Origin of the sequence: Streptomyces sp. NPDC021212 (assembly GCF_044332925.1) — a bacterium.
GTDB lineage: Bacteria > Actinomycetota > Actinomycetes > Streptomycetales > Streptomycetaceae > Streptomyces.
Map to the genome: position 1 here is coordinate 167,239 of NZ_JBIRPZ010000010.1, position 25,745 is coordinate 192,983.

A 25,745-nucleotide genomic window follows, 5' to 3' on the forward strand; every position below is an offset into this window, starting at 1 on the left:
CTCAGCCCTTTCCCAGAAGCAGCCGGGCCTCGCCGACCGTGATGACCGACCCGGTGACCAGCACCCCCGCACCAGCGTATTCGCCCTCCTCCTCCGCGAGGGTGATCGCGGCCTCCAGGGCGTCGTCCAAGCGGGGCTCGACCTGGACGCGATCGGAGCCGAATACCTCGACCGCGAGCCCGGCCAACTCATCCGCGTCCATCGCACGAGGGCTGGAATTACGGGTCACCACGACGTCGGCGAAAATCGGCTCGAAAGCTTCCAGGAACCCGCGAACGTCCTTGCCGTCGCTGGCCCCGACCACGCCGATGAGACGGCTGAAGTCGAACGCCTCGGTGACCGCCTCGGCCGCCGCACGGGCACCCCCGGGGTTGTGGGCGGCGTCCAGCACCACGGTCGGACTGCGGCGCACCACCTCCATCCGGCCCGGCGAGCTGACGGCGGCGAAGGCGGAGCGGATGGTGTCCAGGTCGAGCGGCCGGGCGTGCTGGGAGCCGACGCCGAAGAACGCCTCGACGGCGGACAGCGCCACCGCCGCGTTGTGCGCCTGGTGGGCGCCGTGCAGCGGGAGGAAGATCTCGGGGTACTCACCGCCGAGGCCGCGCAGCGTCAGCAGCTGGCCGCCGACCGCCACCTCACGGGAGACCACGCCGAACTCCATGCCCTCGCGGGCGACCGTGGCATCCACCTCGACGGCGCGCTTGAGCACCACGGACGCGGCCTCCACGGGCTGCTGCGCGAGCACCACCGTGGCGTCCTGCTTGACTATCCCGGACTTCTCGACCGCGATCTCCGCCGGAGTGGCGCCGAGCCGGTCGGTGTGGTCCAGCGAGATCGGCATGATCACCGCGACGTCCGCGTCGATCACATTGGTGGCGTCCCAGGAGCCCCCCATGCCGACCTCGACCACCGCGATGTCCACCGGCGCGTCCGCGAAGGCCGCGTACGCCATGCCGGTGAGCACCTCGAAGAACGACAGCCGGTACTGCTGCCGCTCGTCGACCATCTCGATGTACGGCGCGATGTCCCGGTACGTCTCGATGAAGCGCTCGGCGGAGATCGGCGCCCCGTCCAGGCTGATCCGCTCGGTGATGGACTGCACGTGCGGGCTCGTGTAGCGGCCGGTGCGCAGCTCGAAGGAGCCCAGCAGCGACTCGATCATGCGGGCGGTGCTGGTCTTGCCGTTCGTCCCTGTGATGTGGATCGAGGGATAGGCCCGGTGCGGCGAGCCGAGGATGTCCAGCAGCGCCTCGACGCGCACCAGCGAGGGGTCGAGCTTGGTCTCCTCCCACCGCGTGGCCAGCTCCGCCTCCACCTCGCGCAGCGCGCGGTCCACCTCGGGATCGGAGGGACGAGCCGGAATGCCGTCGCCCTGCGGCGGGCCGGACTGCGCGCGCAGCGTCCGGCTGCCGGCTTCGATCACCGCCAGGTCGGGGTCGCGGTCGGTCTCGGCTCCGACGATCTCTTCGAATTCATCGGATTCGTTCTGTTCGTCCGGTTCGTTCTGGGGGCGCTCGCTCACACGCACCAGTCTACGAGTGACCCCTGACAGGCCGCGGAAGCGCCCACGCCGTCCCGGAGGAGTCCCTCAGGACGCCGCCCCGCTCTTCAGCGCGGCGGACATCATCGACTTGGCGATCGGTCCGGCCAGGCCGCCACCGGAGATGTCCGCCCGGGGCGCGTCGCTGTCCTCGACCACCACCGCGACCGCGATCTTGTGGCCACTGCTGTCATCCGCGTAACTCACGAACCACGCGAACGGATTACCGCTGTTGTTCTCCCCGTGCTGCGCGGTACCGGTCTTGCCGCCGACCTCCACCCCGGGGATCTTCGCGTTGGTGCCCGTGCCCTTCTGCACGACCGTTTCCATCGCGGACCGCAGCTCCTTCGCCGTGGACTTCGACATCGCCTGGGTGAACGTCTTCGGCTCGGTGCGATCCAGCGCGGTCGCGCTCCCGTCCGTCGTACGGTCCACCTCGTACGGCTTCATCAGCTTGCCGTCGTCCGCGATCGCCGAGGAGACCATCGCCATCTGCAGCGGCGTCGCGGTCACGTCGAACTGGCCCATGCCGGTCAGCGCCGTCTGCGAGTCGTCCATCCCGCTCGGGTACACGCTCTTGGCGGCGCGCACCGGGATGTCCAGCTCGGAGGCGTCGAAGCCCAGCTTCTTGGCCTCGGCTCCCAGCTTGGACTCGCCCAGGTCCACGGCCAGCTTCGCGAAGACCGTATTGCACGAGTACTGCAGAGCCGTGCGGATCGTCGCGTTCTCACAGGGCGCCGACGCGTTCTCGTTCTTCATGTCGGTGACCGTGCCCGGCAGCCGGTACGGGTCCGGGCTCTTGGTCGGCTCGTCCACCGACGAGTACAGCCCGTCCTCCAGGGCGGCCGCCGCGACCACCAGCTTGAAGGCCGACCCCGGCGGATACGTCTGGCGCAGCGCCCGGTTCAGCATCGGCTGGTCCTTGTCCTTGTTCAGCTTCAGCCATGCCTTCTGGTCGGAGGTGCCGGACCCGGAGAAGGCGCTCGGGTTGTACGAGGGCGTGCTGGCCAGGGCGCGCACCGCGCCCGTCTTCGGGTCGATCGCCACGGCCGCGCCGGTGTTGTTCCCCAGCCCCCGGTACGCGGCCTTCTGCACGGCGGGGTCGATCGTGGTCATCACGTCGCCCGGCTTGGACGGCTCGCGGATCAGCGCCTGGAGGGGGTTCTTCAGCCGGGTGTCCGAGCCGTCGAGCACGGACTGGTCGAGGGCCTCCAGCTGGTTGCTGCCGTACGACTGCGACGCATAGCCGGTGACCGGTGCGTAGACCTTCCCGTCGCGGTAGGTCCGCTTGTACTTCATGTCGCCGGTGGTGGCGGTGGAGCCGGTGATGGACTTACCACCGGCCAGGATGTTGCCCATCGGGTGCGCGTACTGACTGATGGCGTTGCGTTCGTTGTGGGAGTTGTCCCGGAAACCGGGCCCTTCCACCACCTGGACATAGGTGACCCAGGCGAGCAGGACCAGCACGAGCAGCATGGAGAAGACAGAGGCGCGCCGCAGCGTTTTGTTCATGGGAGGGGGGAGCTCCTTCCGGGACGTACGGGTGGATAACTCCCGGAAGGCGGCTACGGGTTCCCCACTCACCGTACGGATGGGCCTCCGACGGGTCCACTGTGGGACATCGCACACCGGCCCGGGGCCCGGAAAAGCGGAACGCCCCCGCCGTGAAGGGCGGGGGCGCTCGGGCACCGGTCCGGGGGTCAGCCCTGCGGCAGGGACGCCAACTGGGCGGTGATCCGCGCGATGTCGGCCTCGGCGGTCGCCTGCCGGACGCGGATCTTCTCCACCACGTGGTCGGGCGCCTTGGCCAGGAAGCCGTCGTTGGACAGCTTGGCCGTGGTCTGCGCCTTGTCCTTCTCGGCCGCGGCGAGGTCCTTGGCCAGCCGCTTCCGCTCGGCCTCGACGTCGATCGCGCCGGACAGGTCCAGCGCCACGGTGGCGCCCGCCACCGGCAGCGAGGCGGTGGCGGTGAAGCCCTCCCCGGCCGGCTGGAGGCGCAGCAGGGAGCGCATGGCGTCCTCGTGCGCGGCGAGCGAGGTGCCGGACAGCTCCAGGCGGGCCGGGACCTTCTGGCCGGGCTGAAGGCCCTGGTCGGCGCGGAACCGGCGGACCTCGGTGACCACCTGCTGAAGGTTCTCGATCTCCCGCTCGGCGGCCTCGTCGCGGAAGCCGCTGTCCGTCGGCCAGTCGGCGATGACGACCGACTCCTGGCCGGTGAGCGCGGTCCACAGCTTCTCGGTGACGAACGGGACCACCGGGTGCAGCAGCCGCAGCGTCACGTCCAGGACCTCGCCGAGGACGCGCCGCGAGGCGTCGGCCTCCGCGCCGCCCTTCTGGAAGGTGGTCTTGGACAGCTCGACGTACCAGTCGAAGACCTCGTCCCACGCGAAGTGGAAGAGGGTGTCCGAGAGCTTCGCGAACTGGTAGTCGTCGTAGAACGCGTCGACGTCCGCGACGACCTCGTTCAGCCGGGACAGGATCCAGCGGTCGGTGGCCGAGAGCCGCTCGGGGGCGGGCAGTTCGCCCTCGACCGTCGCGCCGTTCATCAGCGCGAAGCGGGTCGCGTTCCAGATCTTGTTGGCGAAGTTGCGGGACGCCTGGACCCAGTCCTCGCCGATCGGCACGTCCACGCCGGGGTTGGCGCCGCGGGCGAGGGTGAAGCGGACGGCGTCGGAGCCGTAGGCGTCCATCCAGTCCAGCGGATTGACCGCGTTCCCGAAGGACTTGGACATCTTCTTGCCGAACTGGTCGCGGACCATCCCGTGCAGGGCGATGGTGCGGAACGGCGGGGTGCCGTCCATCGCGTACAGGCCGAACATCATCATCCGGGCGACCCAGAAGAAGAGGATGTCGTAGCCGGTGACCAGCACCGAGTTCGGATAGAACGTCGACAGGCTCTCGGTCCGCTCGGGCCAGCCGAGGGTGGAGAACGGCCACAGGCCGGACGAGAACCAGGTGTCCAGGACGTCGCTGTCCTGCGTCCAGCCCTCGCCGCTCGGCGGTTCCTCGTCCGGTCCGACGCAGACGACCTCGCCGTTCGGCCCGTACCAGACCGGGATCCGGTGGCCCCACCACAGCTGGCGCGAGATGCACCAGTCGTGCAGGTTGTCGACCCAGTCGAAGTAGCGCTTCGACATGTCCTCCGGGTGGATCCTGACCCGGCCGTCGCGGACGGCGTCGCCCGCCTCCTTGGCCAGCGGGCCGACCTTGACCCACCACTGCATCGACAGCCGCGGCTCGATCGTGGTCTTGCAGCGCGAGCAGTGGCCCACGGAGTGGGTGTACGGGCGCTTCTCGGCGACGATCCGGCCCTCGGCGCGCAGCGCGCCGACGATGGCGCTGCGCGCCTCCAGCCGGTCCAGGCCCTGGAAGGGGCCGTGCGCGGTGATCACCGCGTGCTCGTCCATGACGCTGAGGTTCGGCAGGCCGTGGCGCTGCCCGATCTCGAAGTCGTTCGGGTCGTGGGCCGGGGTGACCTTGACCGCGCCGGTGCCGAACTCCGGGTCCACGTGCTCGTCGGCGACGACCGGGATGCGGCGACCGGTGAGCGGCAGCTCGATCTCGGTGCCGACCATGTGCCGGTAGCGGTCGTCGTCGGGGTGGACGGCGACCGCGGTGTCGCCCAGCATCGTCTCGGCGCGGGTCGTGGCGACGACGATCGCCGCGTCTCCCTCCCCGTACCGGATCGACACCAGCTCGCCGTCGTCGTCCTGGTACTCCACCTCGATGTCGGAGATGGCCGTAAGGCAACGGGGACACCAGTTGATGATGCGCTCGGCGCGGTAGATCAGCTCATCGTCGTAGAGCTTCTTGAAGATGGTCTGGACGGACTTGGACAGCCCCTCGTCCATGGTGAACCGCTCGCGGTTCCACGCGACGCCGTCGCCGAGCCGCCGCATCTGGCCCGAAATCTGCCCGCCGGACTCGTTCTTCCACTGCCACACGCGCTCGACGAACGCCTCGCGGCCCAGGTCGTGGCGGGAGACGCCCTCCTTGGCCAGCTCCCGCTCGACCACGTTCTGGGTGGCGATACCGGCGTGGTCCATGCCCGGCTGCCACAGCGTCTCGTAGCCCTGCATCCGCTTGCGGCGGGTGAGCGCGTCGATGATCGTGTGCTCGAAGGCGTGGCCCAGGTGGAGCGATCCGGTCACATTGGGCGGCGGAATGACGATCGTGTACGGCTCCTTGCCGCTCTTGGCGTCCGCCTCGAAGTAACCGCGCTCTACCCAGCGCTCGTACAGCTGCCCCTCTACATCGGCCGGCGCGTACTGGGTCGGCAGTTCAGGGTGGCTGTTCGGCCCGCTGTCGGGGCGCTGCTGAGAGTTCTCGGTCACCCCCGCAGTCTAAAGGGCCCCCGGACTCCGTTACGAACCCGTTGCGGCCCCGCCGCAACGCGGCCGATGCGCGTCGGGAAGGATGTTCGGGACCTGTCATGCGCTCCTAGGAGAGGCACAATGAGCTATCAGCAGCCGTCGCCGCAGCCCGGTCCCTACGGGGCACAGCCGGGTCCTCACGGCGCCGGCCAGCCACCTGTGCCGAATCCTTATGCCCAGCCCACCGGCTACGGCCACCCGCAGCCGGGACAGCCCGCGCAGCCCGGGGGCTATCCGGCGCCCCCTCCGTCTCCGTACAACGGCGGCAACCCGTACGCCGCTCCGGCGAACCCCTACGGCCGGCAGGCCCCGCAGCCGGGACAGCCGGGCCAGGGTTTCTACGGCGGTCCGCCGGCGCCGCCCGCCGCGCCCGGCGGCCGCGGCAAGGGCCGGACCGTCGGCCTGGTGGTGGGGGCGCTGGCGGTCGTGGGCGCGCTGACGGCGGGTGGGATCCTGCTGTTCGGCGGTGACAGCGGTCCGTACAAGCTCACGACCCCGAAGACGGTCGCGGAGGATTACCAGCGGCAGGGCAACGGCACGGACGACGGCGACCTGTCGGCGGCGGGCAAGAAGGACCTCCAGCAGGTCCCGGTGGTCAAGGATCCGCACCTGGTGGCGGCCGACTACCAGACCGCCGGCAAGGAGATGCTGAAGTTCACCGGTGTCTGGGGCGAGGTGACCGACCCGGAGCGGGGCGCGGACCTCGCCCTGGCGGTCATCGTCAAGGCGCTCCGGGACAACGGCACCGCGCAGGCGAGCGGAACCCCCCAGGAGTTCTCGCCGGACGGCTTCGACGGGGACGTCTTGAAGTGCCAGTCCCTGAAGTTCACGTCGGATCAGGGATCCATGGAGGCTCCCGCGTGCGTCTGGGGCGACAAGAGCACCCTGGGCGTCGCGGTGACGGCGGACCCGGCGGGGGCCGTTCTCGGCGGCAGCATGTCGCTGAAGGACGCCGCGGGGCTGACCGCCAAGGTGCGTGAGGACGCACGCGTCGAAATCGACAAATAGCTACAACAGCACAACCTAACGAGGGAAAAACATGAGCTACAACCAGCCGGGCCCCTACGGTCAGCAGCCCCAGCAGCCGGGTCCCTACGGACAGGGCGGTGCCGCCGGCCAGCCCGGCTACGGCTACCCGCAGCAGCCGCCCCAGCAGCCCGGTCCGTACGGACAGCCGCAGCCCGGCTACGGCCAGCCGCAGCAGCCGGGCCAGCCCCCGAACCCGTACGGCCAGCCGCAGCAGCAGCCGTACGGTCAGCAGCCCTACGGCCAGCAGCCGTACGGTCAGCCGGGCATGCCGGGGCCGTACCAGCCGGGCCCGGGTCAGGGCGGCAAGAAGAAGGGCCTGGCGATGGCCATCGGCGCGGTGGTCGTGGTGGCCGCGGTGGTCGGCGGTGTGCTCGTGTTCACGGGTGGGGACAGCGGCGGCCTCTCCGACGACGGGAAGCGCTACAAGCTCACCACTCCGCAGACGGTGGCCGGCGAGTACTCCAAGGAGGACGGCTCCGGCGGCGACGAGGCCGACTCGGAACTCACCCAGGACCTCAAGCAGTACGGGGTCACCAACGCCAAGGGCGTGAGCGGGAGTTACAAGTCGGGCTCGGGCCTGTCCGAGAAGGATCTCCAGATCACCGGCGCCTGGGGTGAGGTGAAGGACCCCGAGAAGGTCGTCGACAGCGCCTTCGCGAAGATCGCCGAGGAGTCCGAGAAGGACTCGTCCAGCAGCGGCGCGCTCAAGGCCGAACTGGTGGGCAGCCCCGAGGAGGTGTCCCCGAGCGAACTCGACAACGCCGTCATGAAGTGCCAGAACATGAAGTTCACGCCCACCGGGCAGGCCGCCAACTCCCCCGGCATTCCCAAGCAGGGCTTCACCGTTCCGCTCTGCATGTGGGGCGACTACAGCACGGTCGCCTATGTGATCCACAGCGACAGGGCGCTGGCCATGGCGGGCAAGGGCCTGTCGCTCGACGAGGCCGGGGCGCTCGCCGCGAAGGTCCGCAAGGACGCGCGCGTCGAGATCCCCAAGTAGTCGCACCCTCGGGCGCGGTCCCGCGCCGTCCCTGTCCACACGCCGCCCACCGTCCGGAGGGATACCCCCACACCCATGAGCCACAATCAGCCACCGCCGCCGCCCGGTCCCTACGGCGGCGGGCCCGGCCCGTACGGGGGCGCTCAGCCCAATCCGTACGGCGGGGGGCAGCAGCCGTCCGCGGAGCCCAACCCGTACGCCCAGAACCCGGGTTACGGCTATCCGCAGGCGCCCCCGCCGGGGTATGGCTATCCGCAGGCGCCGGGTCCCTATGGACAGCCTCCGCAGCCGGGCTACCCGATGCCGCCCGGGCCCGCGCCGGGCCGCAATCGCACCAAGATCATCGCGATGTCGGCGGCGGGGCTCGTGGTGGTGGGGGCGATCGTCACCGGCGCCGTGGTGCTGTCCGGCGGCGACAGCGGCCCCGCGCCGATGCGGCTCGTCACGCCGAAGACGCTCGACGACGGCACGTACACCCTGTCCAAGGGCACCGATGACCTCAAGGACGAGGGCACCAGCGTGCAGGACAGCATGCCCAAGGGCGCGACCTCCGTCCTCGGTCAGTACCAGCGCGCCGACGACGAGAACTCGGGGCTCGCGTTCTCCGGCATGTACGGGGAGATCAACGACCCCGACCGGGTCCAGGACGGAATGTTCCGGGGCTTCGAGGACGGCGAGGGCTCGCCGACCGTCGAGCAGGAGCGCAAGACGTTCCGGCCGGACGGCGCGGACGGCCCCGCCATCGACTGCGAGGTCGTGAAGATGTACGACCGGATCTACGCCCCGGCGTGTGCGTGGGCGGAGGAGACGGACGCGGCGATGGTGCTGGACGTCAACGCGGAGAACATCTCCGCGTCCGACGTCGACGTGGAAGCCTTCGCGAAGGTGACCGCGGGCATCTACAAGGACACCCGCAAGCCCGCGTGAAGGGCTCGTAGACGCCGTACGACACGAAGAGGGCCCCGGGAGACCGGGGCCCTCTTCGTGTGCGCTCTACGCGGCGCTCACGCGCTCTTCTCGTGCCGTTCGCCCGGCTCGGTGCCGCGCGAGCGGGGCACCAGCGTCGGGTTGACGTTCGAGTGGACGACGTCCTCGGTGATGACGACGCGGGCCACGTCCTTGCGGGACGGCACCTCGTACATCGCCGACATCAGGACCTCTTCGATGATGGCGCGCAGGCCGCGCGCGCCGGTGCCGCGCAGGATCGCCTGGTCGGCGATGGCCTCCAGGGCCGGGCGGTCGAAGTCCAGCTCCACGCCGTCGAGTTCGAACAGCCGCTGGTACTGCTTGACGAGCGCGTTGCGCGGCTCGACCAGGATCTGCAGCAGCGCCTCGCGATCGAGGTTGTGGACGGAGGTGATGACGGGGAGCCGGCCGATGAACTCCGGGATCATCCCGAACTTCACCAGGTCCTCCGGCATGACCTCCTGGAACTGGTCGCTCGCCTCGATCTCGCGCTTGGAGCGGATCGTGGCGCCGAAGCCGATGCCCTTGGCGCCGGCCCGCGACTCGATGATCTTCTCCAGACCGGCGAAGGCACCGCCCACGATGAACAGCACGTTCGTCGTGTCGATCTGGATGAACTCCTGGTGCGGGTGCTTCCGGCCGCCCTGCGGCGGAACGGAGGCCGTGGTGCCCTCGAGGATCTTCAGCAGCGCCTGCTGCACGCCCTCGCCGGAGACGTCACGGGTGATCGAGGGGTTCTCGCTCTTGCGGGCCACCTTGTCGATCTCATCGATGTAGATGATGCCCGTCTCGGCCTTCTTGACGTCGTAGTCGGCGGCCTGGATCAGCTTGAGGAGGATGTTCTCCACGTCCTCGCCGACGTAACCCGCCTCGGTGAGCGCGGTGGCGTCGGCGATGGCGAAGGGAACATTCAGCATCCGGGCGAGGGTCTGCGCGAGCAGGGTCTTCCCGGAGCCGGTCGGACCGAGCAGCAGGATGTTGGACTTCGCCAACTCGATGCCGTCGTCCTTGCTGTGGCTGCCGTTCTCACCGGCCTGAACCCGCTTGTAGTGGTTGTAGACCGCGACGGACAGGGCCTTCTTGGCGGCCTCCTGGCCGACCACATAGCCCTCGAGGAATTCGTAGATCTCACGCGGCTTGGGGAGTTCCTCCCACCGCACCTCGGAGGTCTCGGCCAGCTCTTCCTCGATGATCTCGTTGCAGAGATCGATGCACTCATCGCAGATGTACACACCAGGGCCCGCGATGAGCTTCTTCACCTGCTTCTGGCTCTTCCCGCAGAACGAGCACTTGAGCAGGTCGCCGCCGTCACCGATGCGTGCCACGAGGTGCTTCCCCTTCGCCTTGGATCCGCTTTGCTCCGCGGAACCGGGTGCTTGCGCTGCGAGCTTTCCGCTTGATGTTTCCCGGGGGCCGGCCCCCAGCCCTCTATGACGGTACCTTGCCGGGCCCCCGGTTCGGGCCCCCCTTGGACCTAACTGGTCCAAGGGGCGCCGGGTCGACCGGGCTTCAGCCCAGGCCGACCGAGGTCTTACGGGTCGAGACGATCTGGTCGACCAGACCGTATTCCAGCGACTCCTCGGCGGTCAGGATCTTGTCCCGCTCGATGTCGTCACGGATCTTCTCGATCGGCGTGGTGGAGTGCTTGGCCAGCATCTCCTCCAGCTGCGAACGCATTCGCAGGATCTCGTTCGCCGCGATTTCCAGGTCGGAGACCTGACCCCGGCCGGTCTCGCTGTACGGCTGGTGGATCAGGATACGTGCATTGGGCAGCGCCATTCGCTTGCCGGGGGTACCGGCGGCGAGCAGCACGGCCGCGGCGGACGCCGCCTGGCCCATGCAGACCGTCTGAATATCGGGCTTGACGAACTGCATCGTGTCGTAAATGGCGGTCAGCGCCGTGAACGAGCCGCCGGGCGAGTTGATGTAGACCGAAATGTCGCGATCCGGGTCCATCGACTCCAGGCACAGGAGCTGCGCCATGACGTCGTTGGCCGAGGCGTCGTCAATCTGGACGCCCAGGAAGATCACGCGCTCCTCGAAGAGCTTCGCATACGGGTCGTACTCCCGGACACCCTGGGAGGTGCGCTCGACGAAGCGCGGGACGACATAGCGCGATTCGGCCATCGGGCCGTCGTAGAGGCCGCTGCCGGGAAAGTTGTTCATCTGGGTGTTCACCATCCTGTGGCGATCAAAGGGCTGGAGGTCGGCTACGGGACGGCGGGGCTCAGGCCCCGGTGCCGCCCCCGCCCGGAACGCCCGAGGCCGAGGCCATGACGTCGTCGACCAGACCGTATTCCTTGGCCTCCTGGGCGGAGAACCAGCGGTCGCGGTCGGAGTCGCGGGTGATCTGCTCGACGGTCTGACCGGTGTGGAACGCGGTCAGCTCGGCCATCCGCTTCTTGGTGTGCAGCAGCCGCTCGGCGTGGATCTTGATGTCCGAGGCCGAACCGGCCAGGCCCGCGGACGGCTGGTGGATCAGGATCTCGGCGTTCGGCAGCGCGAAGCGCTTGCCGGGGGTGCCCGCGCTCAGCAGGAACTGTCCCATCGAGGCGGCGAGGCCCATGGCGATGGTGACGACGTCGTTCGGGATGAACTGCATGGTGTCGTAGATCGCCATGCCCGCCGAGATCGAGCCGCCCGGAGAGTTGATGTAGAGGTTGATGTCCTTGTCCGGGTCCGCGGCGAGCAGGAGCAGCTGCGCGGTGATCTTGTTGGCGATTTCGTCGTCGACCGGCTGGCCGAGGAAGATGATCCGCTCACCGAGCAGCCGGTTGTAGACCTGGTCGCCGAGGCCACCGCCGGTCGGCTCGCCGGCGGCGGAAGGCATCGTATTCGTCACGTATCCACCTGCTCGTCTCTGACGGCGACTGGCCGTCTCAGCGTCTTCTTCTTGGGCTCGGGGACGGGCCGGCCGGTGTGATCCGGCGGCCTGCGAGACTCCCTGCCCTCGTATCTACGGACCCTAACGCGCTGGTCGGCGGGCGCCATCCCGCATCAGGAACTGTTCGCTCTGAGCGCAGGTTCCGCGGCCTCGCGGGCCCGCGGACTTCCCGGAACACGAACGGGCCCGGACGCGTGCAGACGTTCGGGCCCGTTCGTTACGGGCTGCGGAGCGGCGAGGATCAGCCCTCGGCCTTGTCCTGCGCCTTCTCCTGCTCGGGAGCGGCCTCGGCGGCGGCCTCTGTGACCTCAGCGGTCTCGGTGGCCTCAGCGGCCTCGTCGCCCGCCTCGGCGGTCACGGTGCCCTCGGCGGCGGCCTCGACCGTCTCGGCGGTCTCGTCCTCGTCGTCCAGGTCGACGGTCTCGCCCTTGTCGTCCACGACCTTGGCGGCCTCGACCACGACCGCGAGCGCCTTGCCGCGGGCGACCTCGCCGACGAGCATCGGCACCTGGCCGCCCTCGACGACCTGCTGGGCGAACTGGTCCGGGCTCATGCCGGAGGACTGCGCACGGCGCATCAGGTGCTCGGTGAGCTCCTCCTGGCCGACGGACAGCTTCTCCTTGTTGACCAGCTCGTCCAGGACGAACTGGGTCCGGATGCCCTTCTCGGCCTGCTCCTTGAGCTCGGCGTCGAACTCCTCGGCGGTCTTGCCCTGAATCTCCAGGTAGGAGTCCAGGTTCAGGCCCATCTGGCCGAGCTGGTGGTGCTCCAGGTTGTGCTTCCGGGTCTGGATCTCGTCCTCGAGCAGCTTCTCGGGGATCGGGACCTCGACCAGCTCCAGGAGGGCGTCCAGCACCTTCTCCTGGGCCTGGGTGGCCTGGTCGTACTTCTTCGACTGCTCCAGGCGCTTGCGGCTGTCGGCGCGCAGCTCCTCAAGGGTGTCGAACTCGCTGGCCAGCTGGGCGAAGTCATCGTCCAGCTCGGGCAGCTCCCGGGCCTTGACCTCGTTCACCTTGACGGAGACCTCGGCCTCCTTGCCCTGCGCGGAGCCACCCTTCAGCTCGGAGGTGAAGGTGGCGGTGCCACCGGCCTCCAGGCCGGTCACGGCCTCGTCGATGCCGTCGAGCAGCTCACCGGAGCCGATGGTGTAGGTGACGCCCTCGGCGACACCGTCCTCCAGCACCTCGCCGTCGACCTTGGCCTCCAGGTCGATCACGACGATGTCGCCCTCGGCGGCGGCGCGCTCGACAGGGCTGGTGGTGGCGAAGCGGTCCCGCAGCTGCTCGACCGACTTGTCGATGTCCTCGTCCGAGACCTCGACGGAGTCGACGGTGACCTCGATGCCGGAGTAGTCCGGGATCTCGATCGTCGGGCGGATGTCGACCTCGGCGGTGAACGCCAGCAGCTCGTTGTCCTTGAGCTCGGTGATGTCGACCTCGGGCTGGCCCAGCGGGTTCAGCTCACCCTCGTTGACCGCGTCGGTGTAGAACTTCGGGAGGGCGTCGTTGACGGCCTCCTCCAGCACCGCGCCGCGGCCGAAACGCTGGTCGATGATGCGGGCCGGGATCTTGCCCTTGCGGAAGCCTGGCACCGTGACCTGCTGGTTGATCTTCTTGTACGCCGCGTCGAGGCTGGGCTTGAGCTCCTCGAAGGGCACCTCGACAGTGAGCCGAACCCGGGTCGGGTTCAGGTTCTCCACGGCGCTCTTCACGGTTCGGTCTCCTTGGGGCTGACGTGTGGTGTTCTGCTGCCTCGCACTGATGCTTCGCAGCGGATCGCGCCCGGTAAAGAAAGACACAGACGCGCAGCTTGCATAGTAACCGCAAGCATGACGCGGCCCACAACGCGATCTTGACGCCTGTGGATGGTCGGGGTGGCCGGATTCGAACCGACGACCTTCCGCTCCCAAAGCGGACGCGCTACCAAGCTGCGCCACACCCCGTCGGTGCGACACGTAGGGTACATGGCCGGGGACGCCCCGGCTGCCGGTTGTTCCACCGGTGGGCAAGGGTGTGCGGGAGAGGGCCCGGACCCGCTACGATGCATTCCGTGCCGCGCTCCGGGTGATCACACCCGGGGGATGCGCGGCGCGTGCGGGCGTAGCTCAATGGTAGAGCCCCAGTCTTCCAAACTGGCTACGCGGGTTCGATTCCCGTCGCCCGCTCCATGACGTACGACGGCCCGGCCCCGGAGGGATCCCCCCGGGGCCGGGCCGTTTGCGTACCAGGGCGTGACTCCCGGGCCCGACTCAGAGGTTGATGTCGCTGATGGAGCTGGCGACCGAGTTGAGGAAGTCCTGGATGTTCGGCGCCAGATCGGACGAGGCCAGGAGAAAGCCGAAGAGGGCGGCGACGAGCGCCGGCCCCGGTTTCGTCTTCCCGGCACGGATCATCAGTACGAGGATGATCCCCACCAGCACCACCAATGACAGGGAAATGACCACAGCTGATCACGCTTCCTCGGTCGCTCATGTCTTCACCCGGCCCCGGAAGCACGCGACCTCGCACACCCCCGCTGCAACCATCGTGCCATCAACTACGGCTCCACAGCAGCAGGGTGCGGTGATCACCTACATCGGTGCACACCACACCCGCCCTGTTCGTACCCCCGCAGGAATCCCTTACACGGGCGGACACGGGTGACACTCCCCACAATTCCGTGGGTCAATTTTCGACCTGATCACATAACCCGGATGGGAATTCCGATTTCCATGAATCAGACATTCCGCCGGAGGCACCCGAGGGGCATATGCACCATTTAAGGGGGATGAAACCCGACAGAACGGGCGGTCTGGTTCCTCATATCGAACAGCCGGATCGCTATGTCGACTTGATAACGGTCGGCTATCGGCCGGAGTGTGAACTGTATTACCGGGGAAGACCTGGACGAGGTTTTACGCAATAGAGGTTTCGCCGCTATCGTGCCTCAGATGTTCCACGCTGCCATCTCTCCCCTACGCGCAGTGCGGTCCCGGGTGCTCTCCCCCAGCTCCTGGTGGGAGGGCCTGTGACCAACTCCCTGCGCCCGCACGGTTCCCAGCGGTCCCCGCTCCCCCCGGCCCGGGAGGCCGAGGCCGGGGCTCCCCCCACGCCGCAGCGCGAAGAAGCAGGGCGCCAGGCGTCTCCGCCCGCCGCCGGCGCCCCTGGCGGGCAGAAGCCGAAGCAGCGGGACGCGTTCTTCGACAACGCGAAGTACCTCGCGATCGTGCTGGTCGCGATGGCCCACTCGTGGGAGCCGCTCACCGATACGAGCCGCACCGCGGAAGCCCTGTACATGACGGTGTACACCTTCCACATGCCGGCCTTCATCATCATCTCCGGCTTCTTCTCCCGCAGCTTCGACATGCGACCGGACCGGCTCCGCCGGCTCATCACCGGGATCGCGGTGCCCTATGTGCTGTTCGAGGTCGCGTACAGCTTCTTCAAGCGCTGGGCCGACGACGACCCGGGCCACCCGATCAGCCTGCTCGACCCCTGGTACCTGACGTGGTTCCTGGTCGCGCTGTTCGTGTGGCGGCTGACGACGCCGATCTGGAAGCTGGTGCGCTGGCCGGTCCCGCTCTCGCTGGCGATCGCCACCCTGGCGTCCGTCTCGCCCGACATCGGCGACGACCTCGACCTCCAGCGGGTCCTGCAGTTCCTGCCGTTCTTCGTCATCGGCCTGTGCATGAAGCCCGAGCACTTCCAGCGGATGCGGGGCCGCAAGGCGCGCATCGCGTCGGTGCCGATCTTCGCGTGCGCCCTGCTGTTCGCCTACTGGGCGGCCCCCCGGATGAACTCGGCCTGGTTCTACCACCGCGACAGCGTCCAGGAGCTGCACGCCCCGGCGTGGACCGGTCCCGTGATGACCCTGGCCATGTTCGGCTGCTCGATGGTCCTCACCGCGTGCTTCTTCGCCTGGGTGCCGCGTCGGCACATGTGGTTCACCGTGCTGGGCGCCGGGACGCTGTACGGCTACCTGCTGCACGGCTTCCTCGCCAAGGGCTCCCGCTTCTGGGGCTGGTTCGACATCAAGTGGCTGCACCAGCCGCTGGGTGAGATCACCGTCACCGTCGTGGCCGCCACCGTGATCACCGTGCTGTGCACGCCGCCGGTGCAGCGCGTCTTCCGCTTCGCGATGGAGCCGAAGATGACGTGGGCCTTCCGCAAGGACCCCGCCGAGCAGGCCCGTCACCGCACGGCCGCCTGACGGCTCACAGCACGCCCGAAGGGGCCGGGACCGCATGGTCCCGGCCCCTTTTCGCGGTCCGCTCACTCCCTTTCCGGTGCTTCCCCGCGCAGCGCCGCCCGGGCGGGCAGTGCGGTCGCCGTGAGCCCGAGCGCGACGGCGGCGCCCACGAACCCGGCGTAGGTCAGCGGCGGGAGGTACGGTTTCCCGCCGGTCAGCCCGCGCACCATCGGTACGAGCGTGGCCAGGGCGATCGCCGTGCCCAGCGCGACACCGGCCGTGGCCACCAGCAGCGCCTCCCAGCGCACCATCCCCAGCACCTGCCGCCGGGTCGATCCGATCAGCCGCAGGGTGCCCAGCTCCCGGCGGCGATCGAGGACCGTCATCACCAGGGTGTTGACGGCGGCGACCGCGGCGAAGCCGCCGAGGACCGCGGCCATGGTGGTGTTGGCCCAGGCGTTGAGCGCACGGTCCCGGTCCTCGGCGGCCACGTAGCCGTCGCGGCCGGTGACCTGCTCGCCGAGCCGCTTCCCGCCGCGACGGCTTCGCGGTCCGCGCCCGCGTCGTCCCGTACCAGTACGTCCCCGTCGAAGGCCGACGTGACGTGGGCCGCCAGGGCCGCGCGGGGCAGGGTGACCCGGGCGAGGCCCAGGCCCCGGCCGTACGTCGCGACGACCTCGGGCGCGGCCCTGGTGCCGTCCGGGAGGCGGAGCCGTAGCCGGTCGCCCACGCGGACGTGCCCGGATCGCGCGAGGCTCGCGTCGACCGCCACCCGGCCCGGCCCCAGGTCCCTCAGGCGGCCGGTGCGGACGTCCAGGTCCTGCACGGCCGCCAGCGCACGGCCGGTGCCGGAGACGCCCTGGGCCGTCGCGCTCTGCAGCGCGGAACCCGCCGTGACGAGCACCCCGGTGCGCAGCACGCCCACCGCCGCCGCCACACCGGGTACGGAGGCGGCGCGGCCGGCCGTGTCGGCCGGGAGACCGCCGGGTGCGGAGACGACCTGGTCGGCGACGATTCCGGCGCGCCGCTGCCGGGCCATCGCATGGTCCTCGCTGGTGCGCAGGAACACGAGCGTCGAGGAGAACGCCATGGCCAGCACGATCGGTGTGATCGCCGAGGCCAGCCGACGGGCGTTGGCCAGGGTGTTGGCCGACGCCAGGACGGCCGGGGTCGCGCCCGCGCGCAGCGGCAGTCCGATCAGCCAGGCGCACAGCCGGGCGACCAGCGGGCCGAGCAGGGCCACGGCCAGCATGAAGAGCATCACGATGCCGAGCGCGGTGTTGGCCGCGTCCTCACCGGAGGTCGACGCGGCGATCCCGGCCAGCACGACGCCGCCCGCCAGGGCCGCCAGGCCGAGCAGGGTCCGGATGACCCCGGGGCGCAGCCGTTCGACGGCCGCCTCGCCGAGCGCCTGGCCGGGTTTGATCCGCGCCGGGCGGCGAGCGGCCATCAGGCCCGCGAGGAGCGAGGCGACCAGCCCCGCGCCGACGGCGGTGACCAGCGGAATCCACGAGACCGCGAGGTCCACGGCGGCGGGGATCGCCCCCTTGCCCTCGAGCTGTCCGAACCACCACCGCGCGAGGGCGATGCCGGGCAGGCAGCCGAGCGCGCCCGCCAGCGGGGCGACGAGCAGCGCCTCGGCCGCGATGGAGCGGCGGATCTGGCGCGGGGTGGCGCCGATCGCGCGCAGCAGGGCGACCTCGCGGGCGCGCTGGCCGACCGAGAGGGCCACCGTACCGGCGGCCGTGAAGACGGCGACGGCGGTGGCGATCCCGCCGAAGGAGCCGCCGAGGCCGGTGAGCAGTTCCCTGGCCCCCGCGATCGAGGGGTCCTCGACCGCGCCGCGACCGTCGCCGGTGTGGACCTGTGCTCTGTCCCCGTACGCGTCCTTCAGGCGGGCGGCCAGGCAGTCCGGGCCGGTGCCGGCGGCGGGGCGGACGAGGACGGCGTCGACGGTGCGCGGATGGCCGGACAGGGCCCGGGCGCGGGCGTCGGTGAACCAGGCCGTGGGCCCGTCCTCCGCGTTCCGCGCGATGCCGGACACCCGGAAGACGTGCCGGCCGTCCGGGGCGCACACCGTGACGCTGCCGCCGACCCTGGTGCCCGCCGCGCGGGCGGCCGCCTCGTCGAGCACGACGTCGCCCGCGGTCCGGGGCGGTGTGCCGGTGGCCGGCGTCACGCCCGTGAAGGGTGCCGCGCCCCAGCCGTGGCCGGTCAGTGCTTGCTGGGCGGCACCGCGTAGCGGGAAGGTCGTGTCGGGCGCGGCTACCGCCGCGCCGGGGGTGCGGGCGGCGGTGGCGACGAGCGCGGCGTCGAGCCGGGCCCGGTCGGGAACCGGCTCGGACTCGTTCGACCGGCCCTCGCCGCTGCCGATGACGTAGTGCGCGCTGGTCGGCGGCGACGACGACCGGGGCGCTCGCGTAGCGCTCGGGCGGTACGGAGGCCCGTACGCCGGTCTCCAGCAGGATGCCGCAGGCGGACACGATCATCGCGGCCATCATCAGGGCGACGAAGGTGCCCGCGAAGGCGGCGGGCTTGAAGCGGACGGAGGCGCGGGCCAGTCCGTTGGTGAGCGCCCTCACCGGACGACGGCGACGGCCGGGGTGCGGGTGGTGAGCCGGGTCATCCGGTCGGCGATCTCGTGCGCAGGGGCGCAGGTGAGCCGGTCGGCGATCGCCCCATCCGCGAGGAAGAGCACCCGGTCGGCGTAGCTCGCGGCCACCGGGTCATGCGTGACCATCACCACGGTCGCGCCGAGCACGTCCACCGCGTGCCGCAGCAGCCCGAGCACCTCGGCGGCGGTGACCGTGTCCAGGGCGCCGGTCGGCTCGTCGGCGAAGACGACCTCGGGGTGGGTGACGAGGGCGCGGGCGATGGCCACCCGCCCCCAGCCTTCGGCCGGGAGGTGCCCCCTGGTTGCCCGCCGGACAGCTGTCCCGGACGGCGCCGGGCGTGCTCGTGCAGCCTCGATGCCACGGAGCGCGTGCACGGCGTTGCCGCCGCGGCCGTAGCGGCGCTGAGGGGTCGGGGGCTCCCGGAGCCATGGCGGTCGCCACCGTATCGGGGTGGGGTTTACCGTTCCTGGGGACTGAGCAGATGTGAGCCTGATCAGCCGCACGCCCCGAACGGTTGTGGGCGCTCCCCCAGCTACCGCTGGGAGGTGCCCCCTGGTCCCCGGCGTACTCAGCCCCGGGGCGGCGACACGCATCCTGTGCGTGGTCCGGGCCCGGGAGGCCGGTTCCCTGCGCGGCCTGGCCAGGTGGTACGGCCAGAGGCGGCGGGGAGGCCCCGAACCATCCTCTGGTGGAGCGGGGGCCCCGCACACTGGCGCCGTACCGGCTCCCAGATCGCACGAGCACGCTAACCCGCCCGACCTACGGTGCCGCAAGCCCACGAGCCCACCATCACACGATCGAGCTAACTCGACCTCGTACACAGTCTCCCGCGAACAGCTGCCACCCTCGGTACGACGGTCCTACTGGCGGCAGATCAGCAGGAGCGCCCGGTCGTCGTTGACGTCCTTCGCCACCGTCTCGATCAGGTGCCAGGCCGCGCCGTGGAAGCCGGAGGCGACGTAGCGGTCGGCCTCGCCCGTGAGGTGGTCGATGCCCTCGCTGATGTCGCGGTCGGCGGTCTCGACGAGGCCGTCGGTGAACAGCATCAGGACGTCCCCGGGGCGGAGGGTGCCCTTGGTGGGGTCGAACTGGGCGCCGTCGTAGACGCCCAGCAGCGGGCCGTCGGCGGACTTCTCCTCCCATTTGCCGGTGCCCGCGCTGAGCTGGAGCGCGGGCAGATGACCGGCGGAGAACAGCTCGAAGTCGCCGCTGTCGAGGTCGAGTACGAGGTGGACGGAGGTCGCGAAGCCCTCTTCCCAGTCCTGGCGCAGGAGATAGCCGTTGGCGGCCGGGAGGAAGTCGTGCGGGGGTAGCGAGCCGAGCAGGCCGCCGAAGGCGCCGGAAAGCAGGAGGGCGCGGGAGGCCGCGTCCATGCCCTTGCCGGAGACGTCGGTGAGGACGACTTCGAGGGTGCGGCCGCCGTTGCCGGTGCGGGCGGCGACCACGAAGTCGCCGGAGAAGGACTGGCCGCCGGCCGGGCGGAGGGCCATCTCGCGGTGCCAGCCGCGCGGCAGGGCGGGCAGCTTGCTCTGGACCCGGATGCGCTCGCGCAGGTCGAAGAGCATGGTGCCGCCGCGCCGCCAGGGCACGCCGACCCGGCTGCGGAACTGGGCGATGAGCAGCCCGGAGAAGCCGACGGCGGCGACCACGAGGATGGTGCCGGGGGTGACCCGGGCGGAGGTGTCCTCCTCCGTGTACGGGCCGAGGACGGCGGACTCCACAATGAGGGCGGTGGCGGCCGCCGCGTACAGGGCGAGCAGGCTGGCGGGGCGCAGCAGCAGTCCGCCCGCGACGATCGGCAGGACGAGGGCGGAGGGGGCACACCAGTCGGGTGTGGCGATGGTGCCGCCGGCGATGGCGGGGACGGCGAGGAGCAGCAGGGTGAGGGCGAGGCGGTCGGAACCCTCGCCGCGGAAGTAGTCGACTCCGGCTTTGCGCACGCCTGTGCGAGCCCGGTGCAGAGCTTTGCGCATCCGGGCCATCGGAGTGTCCGCGCCGCCAGTCATTGCATCGGGACCCTACCCACCCGTTCGGACGCGCGTCGATTCGTGGCGCGTTGAACCACCCAGCCAGGGGGGCAATCGTAAGCGATATTCGTTCGCCTGTACGGGAAACCGCTGCTAGGGATGGGGATATGACGTTAGAGCTGAGGGTGCTCGATCCGACTGTTTGGGATGATTGGTACGGAAAGCTACAGCTTGCTTTCGGCGGCGTTCCCGAAGCGCCGGAGGAAACCGCGCTCTGGCGGGAGTTGACCGAATGCGAGCGCTCCATCGGCGCCTGGGACGGCGAGGACATCGTCGGCACGGCGTCGCTCAACAGCTTCCGGCTGTCGGTGCCGGGCGGCGCGCTCGTGCCCGCGGCCGGTCTCACCATGGTCAGCGTGCAGGCCACCCATCGGCGCCGCGGCGTGCTGCGGGCCATGATGCGGCACCAGTTGGACGACATCCGCGCGACGGGCGAGCCGCTGGCGATCCTGACCGCCTCCGAACCGGACATCTACGGACGGTTCGGGTACGGCGTGGCCGCCCAGAGCGCGTACGCCGAGATCGACACCGCCCGGGTGCGGCTGGCCGTCCCGGAGGGCACCGACGGCGTACGGCTGCGCGCCGTACCCCCGGACACCGCCGTGGAGGCGTGTGAGGCGGTCTACGCACGGCTCCTGGCCACCCGGCCGGGCAGGCTGGAACGGCGACCGGGCTGGGAGCGGCTTCCGCTGCTCGATCCGCCGGGCGACCGCGAGGGGGCGTCCCCGCTGCGCTGTGTGCTGGCCGAGTCGGGCGGCGAGGTCAGCGGGTACGCGCGCTTCGCGGTCAAGCCGGACTGGGACCTGGCCGGGCCGAAGGGCGTGGTCGTGCTGCGCGATCTGGAGGCCCTGGACCCGGCGTCCGGCGCGGCGCTGTGGCGATTCCTCTTCGACCTCGATCTGACCTCGGTGATCCGGACGGGCACCCGCCCGGTCGACGATCCCTGGACGCAGCTGGTCTCCGACATCCGGCGGTGCGGGGTGCGGCTGAGGGACGCGCTGCACCTGCGGCCGGTGGACGTCGGCGCGGCGCTCGCGGCGCGGGCGTACGCCACCCCGGTGGATGTGGTGTTCGAGGTCGCGGACCCGTTCTGCCCCTGGAACGAGGGGCGTTGGCGGCTCTCCGGCGACACCAAGGGCGCCTCCTGCGAGCGCACCGCCGACCCGGCCGATCTGCGGCTGGGCGTACGGGAATTGGGCGCGGCCTACCTGGGCGGGGTCTCGCTGTCCGCGCTGGCGGGCGCGGGCCGGGTCCAGGAGGTACGGCAGGGCGCGCTGGCGGAGGCGGCGACCGCGTTCCTCTCCCCCGTCGCGCCCTGGCTTCCGCTCCACTTCTGAGGGCCTCTGACGGCTTTTCAGTCGGCGGCCCGTCTAAGCCCGCTGGCAGGCGGGGCACCAGAACAGATTGCGGGCGGCGAGACCGGCGGTACGGATCTCGCCGCCGCAGACGTGACAGGGCTGCCCGGCCCGGCGGTAGACGTAGACCTCGCCGCCGTGGTCGTCCACGCGCGGCGGACGGCCCATGGCCTCGGGGGTGTGCTCGGGGCGGACCGTGTCGATCCGGTTGTTCCGTACGCCCTCGCGCATCAACTCCGCGAGATCGGACCAGATCGCGTCCCATTCGGCGCGGGCCAGCCCGCGGCCCGGGCGGTACGGGTCGATGCCGTGCCGGAACAGGACCTCGGCGCGGTAGACGTTGCCGACGCCCGAGACCACCTTCTGGTCCATGAGCAGCGCGGCCACGCTGACCCGGCTGCGGGAGATCCGGGCCCAGGCGCCATCGGCGTCGTCGTCGGGACGCAGGGGATCGGGCCCGAGGCGGTCGTGGATCGCCTGTTTCTCGGCGTCGGTGATCAGGGCGCAGGCGGTCGGCCCGCGCAGATCCGCGTACCCCCCGGGGCCCGCCAGCCGCAGCCGCACGGTCTCGGTGGACGGCGGGGCGGGGGCCGGGCCGAAGGTGTACTTGCCGAAGAGCCCGAGGTGGACATGGACCCAGCCGGTGGCCGCGAAGTCCAGGAAGAGGTGCTTGCCGTGCGCCTCGGCGTGCTCGAGCACCTGCCCGTCCACCAGGGCCGCCCCGTCGGCGAACTTGCCCTGGGGACTGGTGGCGCGGACGGACCGGCCGCCGAACCGGTCGAGGTGGTCGGCGGCCAGTCGGTGGATCGTGTGCCCTTCGGGCATCAGTCGCCGGCGGGGTGATGGGCCGGGACGGGCGGCAGTTCGCCGGTGGTCTCGTAGTCGGCGAGCATGGCGATGCGGCGGGTGTGCCGCTCCTCGCCCGAGTACGGGGTGGCCAGGAAGATCTCGACGAACTTGGTCGCCTCTTCCCGGGTGTGCATGCGCCCGCCGATGCTGATCACGTTGGCGTCGTTGTGCTCGCGCGCGAGGGCGGCGGTCTGCTCGCTCCAGGCCAGCGCGGCGCGCACCCCCTTGACCTTGTTCGCCGCGATCTGCTCGCCGTTGCCGGAGCCGCCGATCACGATGCCGAGGCTGTCGGCGTCGGCGGCGGTCCGCTCGGCGGCGCGCAGGCAGAACGGCGGGTAGTCGTCCTGGGCGTCGTAGATGTGCGGGCCGCAGTCGACGGGGTCATGACCGCCCGCCCTGAGCCACTCCACCAGGTGATTCTTCAGTTCGTAACCGGCATGATCGGAGCCGAGGTACACGCGCATGTCCCGAGTGTGGCATGGCCGTGTCTTTCCCGCCGCGCCGGGTAGGCGCTCTGTGATTACGTCGCAACACCAAGGAACCTCATGGAAACCTCAAGTAACAATTTGAAAGCGAAGGTTCACCTGATGGTTCTCCTGAGATTCACTGGCGTCGCTCCTATTCCGGAAGCAAAGGATCGAGCCATATGAGCGCACAACCAGCAACCTCCCAGGACGGCCTCAAGGCCGGGCTCAAAAACCGCCATCTGTCCATGATCGCGATTGGCGGAGTGATCGGCGCCGGGCTGTTCGTCGGCTCCAGCGCCGGTATCGCCAAGGCCGGTCCTGGCATCCTCGTCTCCTACGCACTCGTCGGGCTCATGGTCGTCCTCGTGATGCGCATGCTGGGCGAAATGGCCGCCGCGAACCCGACCTCCGGCTCCTTCTCCGCCTATGCCGACCGGGCGCTCGGCCGGTGGGCGGGCTTCTCGATCGGCTGGCTCTACTGGTTCTTCTGGGTCGTGGTGCTGGCGGTCGAGGCGACCGCCGGTGCCAAGATCCTGGAGGGTTGGTGGCCCGCTGTACCGCAGTGGGGCTGGGCGCTGATCGTGATGGTCGTGCTCACCGCAGCCAACCTGGTCTCGGTCTCCTCCTACGGTGAGTTCGAGTTCTGGTTCGCCGGGATCAAGGTCGTCGCGATCGCCGCCTTCATCGTCATCGGCGGGCTCGCGGTCTTCGGCCTCCTGCCCGGCTCCAAGAACGAGGGCGCGGGACTGGCCCATCTGACCGACCACAGCGGCTTCCTGCCCAACGGTCCGGGCGCGATCCTCACCGGTGTGCTGCTGGTCGTCTTCTCCTTCATGGGCAGTGAGATCGTCACCCTGGCCGCCGGTGAGTCCGAGGACCCGGAGCGTGCCGTCTCCAAGGCCACCAACAGCGTGATCTGGCGTATCGCGGTCTTCTACCTGGGCTCGATCTTCGTCGTGGTCACCCTGCTGCCCTGGGACTCCAAGTCGATCGCCAAGAACGGGTCGTACGTCGCCGCGCTCGATTCGATCGGCATTCCGCACGCCGGCCAGGTCATGAACGTCATCGTGCTGACCGCCGTGCTCTCCTGTCTCAACTCCGGCCTCTACACCGCCTCCCGGATGGCCTTCTCACTCGGTCAGCGCGGGGACGCCCCGGCCGCGTTCGCGAGGACCACCGCGCGCGGTGTGCCGCAGGCCGCGATCCTCGGCTCGGTCGTCTTCGGCTTCATCGCGGTCTGGTTCAACTACCAGTGGCCGGACACGGTCTTCGATTTCCTGCTGAACTCCTCGGGCGCGGTCGCGCTCTTCGTCTGGCTGGTGATCTGTTTCACCCAGCTGCGGATGCGCGGCATCATCCTGCGCGAGAACCCGGACAAGCTCGTCGTCCGGATGTGGGGCTTCCCGTATCTGACCTGGGCGACCATCGGGATGATCTCGTTCGTGCTGGTCTACATGCTCACCGACAAGGACGGACGCGAGCAGGTGCTGCTGTCCACCGCCGCGGCGGCGCTCGTGGTGGTCATCGCGCTGGTACGGGACAAGGTCGCCGGGCCCAAGCCGGTCGCCGCCGAGACCTCCTCCAAGGAGTCCGAGTCCGTGGCCCCGTAGCCGCCCACCGGATATGCGTCGGGCGGGCTGGTTCTCCAGCCCGCCCGACGCATATCGGCAAGGGTGACGGCTCAGCCGCGGCGGCCCACCAGCTTCCAGGCGGTCGGCAGCGCGCCCATCGCCAGCGCCGCCTTCAGCGCGTCCCCGATCAGGAACGGGGTCAGCCCGGCGGCCACCGCCCGGCCGAGGGAGATGTCCATGGCGAGCGCCAGGTACGGGACGCCGACCGCGTAGATGATCGCGGAGCCGACCGCCATGGTGCCCGCGGTGCGCAGCGCCCCCCGGTCGCCGCCGCGCCGCGCCAGCGCGCCCACCACGGTCGCGGCGAGCAGCATGCCCAGCACATAGCCGAAGGACGGCATGGCGGCACCGGAGTCGCCCTCGGCGAACCAGGGCATGCCCGCCATCCCGGCCAGCGCGTACAGCGCGAGGGAGAGGAAGCCGCGGCGGGCCCCGAGCGAGGTGCCCACCAGCAGTGCGGCGAACGTCTGGCCGGTCACCGGCACCGGCGAGCCGGGGACGGGCACCGAGATCTGCGCGGCGAGGCCGGTGAGCACGGCGCCGCCCACGACGAGCGCGGTGTCACGGGCGAGAACGCGCCGGGCGGGGAAGACCGCGTCGGCCAGGACCGTCCCGGTCGAGGCGGCGGCGGAAACAGTGCTCATCAGCGGAACTCCGAGGTCGGGAGGGGGAGGACTACGCGACGGTAACCCGGCGTGGAGGCGCCGAACACCGTCGGATGAGCACAAAGGCCGGGCCCCGGACTTGGCGGCTTCGGCAGATGGATACGCAGATTGGCGCGATACGGAGCGTGACCATCGTGTCCGATATCCAGAAAAGCTTGACATAAATGTTGTCCTGAT

At 70.2% G+C, this 25,745-nt stretch carries 18 protein-coding genes, 2 tRNA genes and 2 pseudogenes; 7 read left to right on the plus strand and 15 right to left on the minus strand.

Annotated elements, in window-relative coordinates:
- Position 1 precedes the first annotated feature (1 nt).
- The 3 genes from ACH4SI_RS26695 to ACH4SI_RS26705 form a co-directional block, all read right to left on the minus strand.
- Positions 2-1,522, minus strand: coding sequence for a bifunctional folylpolyglutamate synthase/dihydrofolate synthase (locus tag ACH4SI_RS26695; protein WP_398299798.1), 1,521 nt, complete (start codon positions 1,520-1,522; stop codon positions 2-4).
- A gap of 66 nt (positions 1,523-1,588) precedes the next feature.
- Entirely contained in the window at positions 1,589-3,052 is a 1,464-nt protein-coding gene (locus ACH4SI_RS26700; protein ID WP_398299800.1) for a peptidoglycan D,D-transpeptidase FtsI family protein, read from the minus strand.
- Positions 3,053-3,240: 188 nt separating this feature from the next.
- The gene (locus ACH4SI_RS26705) at positions 3,241-5,874 is read right to left on the minus strand and encodes a valine--tRNA ligase (protein ID WP_398299802.1); all 2,634 of its coding nucleotides are present in this window, start codon (positions 5,872-5,874) and stop codon (positions 3,241-3,243) included.
- Between the two features lie 120 nt (positions 5,875-5,994).
- On the opposite strand from ACH4SI_RS26705, the gene ACH4SI_RS26710 reads away from it, so the two are divergent.
- The 3 genes from ACH4SI_RS26710 to ACH4SI_RS26720 all read left to right on the plus strand — a co-directional run bounded on the left by ACH4SI_RS26710 (position 5,995) and on the right by ACH4SI_RS26720 (position 8,869).
- The gene (locus ACH4SI_RS26710; RefSeq protein ID WP_398299804.1) at positions 5,995-6,921 is read left to right on the plus strand and encodes a hypothetical protein; all 927 of its coding nucleotides are present in this window, start codon (positions 5,995-5,997) and stop codon (positions 6,919-6,921) included.
- A gap of 31 nt (positions 6,922-6,952) precedes the next feature.
- Positions 6,953-7,942, plus strand: a complete 990-nt coding sequence (locus ACH4SI_RS26715; protein WP_398299806.1) for a hypothetical protein — start codon at positions 6,953-6,955, stop codon at positions 7,940-7,942.
- 75 nt (positions 7,943-8,017) lie between these two features.
- Positions 8,018-8,869, plus strand: coding sequence for a hypothetical protein (locus tag ACH4SI_RS26720; RefSeq protein WP_398299808.1), 852 nt, complete (start codon positions 8,018-8,020; stop codon positions 8,867-8,869).
- A 77-nt stretch (positions 8,870-8,946) separates the two neighbouring features.
- Here ACH4SI_RS26720 and clpX read toward each other — a convergent pair whose 3' ends face one another.
- The 5 genes from clpX to ACH4SI_RS26745 form a co-directional block, all read right to left on the minus strand.
- A complete protein-coding gene (gene clpX, locus ACH4SI_RS26725) occupies positions 8,947-10,233 on the minus strand; it encodes an ATP-dependent Clp protease ATP-binding subunit ClpX (RefSeq protein WP_123104843.1) in 1,287 nt (428 codons plus the stop codon).
- A gap of 184 nt (positions 10,234-10,417) precedes the next feature.
- Positions 10,418-11,074, minus strand: a complete 657-nt coding sequence (locus tag ACH4SI_RS26730; RefSeq protein WP_039941924.1) for an ATP-dependent Clp protease proteolytic subunit — start codon at positions 11,072-11,074, stop codon at positions 10,418-10,420.
- A gap of 61 nt (positions 11,075-11,135) precedes the next feature.
- Entirely contained in the window at positions 11,136-11,750 is a 615-nt protein-coding gene (locus tag ACH4SI_RS26735; RefSeq protein WP_361481694.1) for an ATP-dependent Clp protease proteolytic subunit, read from the minus strand.
- 283 nt (positions 11,751-12,033) lie between these two features.
- Positions 12,034-13,503, minus strand: a complete 1,470-nt coding sequence (gene tig, locus ACH4SI_RS26740) for a trigger factor (protein WP_398299811.1) — start codon at positions 13,501-13,503, stop codon at positions 12,034-12,036.
- A 154-nt stretch (positions 13,504-13,657) separates the two neighbouring features.
- Positions 13,658-13,734, minus strand: a tRNA-Pro gene (locus ACH4SI_RS26745).
- A gap of 151 nt (positions 13,735-13,885) precedes the next feature.
- On the opposite strand from ACH4SI_RS26745, the gene ACH4SI_RS26750 reads away from it, so the two are divergent.
- Positions 13,886-13,959, plus strand: a tRNA-Gly gene (locus ACH4SI_RS26750).
- 81 nt (positions 13,960-14,040) lie between these two features.
- Here the strand turns inward: ACH4SI_RS26750 and ACH4SI_RS26755 are convergent.
- Positions 14,041-14,235 carry a hypothetical protein gene (locus ACH4SI_RS26755; RefSeq protein ID WP_398299813.1) on the minus strand — a complete coding sequence of 65 codons (195 nt, stop codon included), beginning with the start codon at positions 14,233-14,235 and terminating at the stop codon, positions 14,041-14,043.
- A gap of 563 nt (positions 14,236-14,798) precedes the next feature.
- On the opposite strand from ACH4SI_RS26755, the gene ACH4SI_RS26760 reads away from it, so the two are divergent.
- Positions 14,799-15,980 carry an acyltransferase family protein gene (locus ACH4SI_RS26760; RefSeq protein WP_398299815.1) on the plus strand — a complete coding sequence of 394 codons (1,182 nt, stop codon included), beginning with the start codon at positions 14,799-14,801 and terminating at the stop codon, positions 15,978-15,980.
- Positions 15,981-16,042: 62 nt separating this feature from the next.
- On the opposite strand, the pseudogene ACH4SI_RS26765 reads toward ACH4SI_RS26760, so the two are convergent.
- The 3 genes and pseudogenes from ACH4SI_RS26765 to ACH4SI_RS26775 form a co-directional block, all read right to left on the minus strand.
- Positions 16,043-18,541: pseudogene (locus ACH4SI_RS26765) on the minus strand (FtsX-like permease family protein).
- Positions 18,538-18,923 (minus strand): annotated as a pseudogene (locus ACH4SI_RS26770) (ATP-binding cassette domain-containing protein); the annotation flags it as partial. The pseudogenes ACH4SI_RS26770 and ACH4SI_RS26765, both read right to left, overlap by 4 nt.
- A 511-nt stretch (positions 18,924-19,434) precedes the next feature.
- A complete protein-coding gene (locus ACH4SI_RS26775; RefSeq protein WP_398299817.1) occupies positions 19,435-20,580 on the minus strand; it encodes a PP2C family protein-serine/threonine phosphatase in 1,146 nt (381 codons plus the stop codon).
- A 128-nt stretch (positions 20,581-20,708) separates the two neighbouring features.
- Between ACH4SI_RS26775 and ACH4SI_RS26780 the strand changes: the two genes are divergently transcribed.
- Positions 20,709-21,938, plus strand: a complete 1,230-nt coding sequence (locus ACH4SI_RS26780; protein ID WP_398299819.1) for a GNAT family N-acetyltransferase — start codon at positions 20,709-20,711, stop codon at positions 21,936-21,938.
- A gap of 33 nt (positions 21,939-21,971) precedes the next feature.
- Here the strand turns inward: ACH4SI_RS26780 and ACH4SI_RS26785 are convergent, their stop codons facing one another.
- Positions 21,972-22,781, minus strand: coding sequence for an Fpg/Nei family DNA glycosylase (locus ACH4SI_RS26785; RefSeq protein ID WP_398299821.1), 810 nt, complete (start codon positions 22,779-22,781; stop codon positions 21,972-21,974).
- Positions 22,781-23,269: a ribose-5-phosphate isomerase gene (locus ACH4SI_RS26790; protein WP_398299823.1), complete on the minus strand. Its 489-nt coding sequence runs from the start codon at positions 23,267-23,269 to the stop codon at positions 22,781-22,783. The genes ACH4SI_RS26785 and ACH4SI_RS26790 overlap by 1 nt, the downstream gene beginning before the upstream one ends.
- A 182-nt stretch (positions 23,270-23,451) precedes the next feature.
- Here ACH4SI_RS26790 and ACH4SI_RS26795 point away from each other — a divergent pair, with 182 nt between their 5' ends.
- Entirely contained in the window at positions 23,452-24,882 is a 1,431-nt protein-coding gene (locus tag ACH4SI_RS26795; protein ID WP_398299825.1) for an amino acid permease, read from the plus strand.
- Positions 24,883-24,953: 71 nt separating this feature from the next.
- Here ACH4SI_RS26795 and ACH4SI_RS26800 read toward each other — a convergent pair whose 3' ends face one another.
- The gene (locus ACH4SI_RS26800; RefSeq protein ID WP_398299827.1) at positions 24,954-25,547 is read right to left on the minus strand and encodes a biotin transporter BioY; all 594 of its coding nucleotides are present in this window, start codon (positions 25,545-25,547) and stop codon (positions 24,954-24,956) included.
- Positions 25,548-25,745 lie beyond the last annotated feature (198 nt).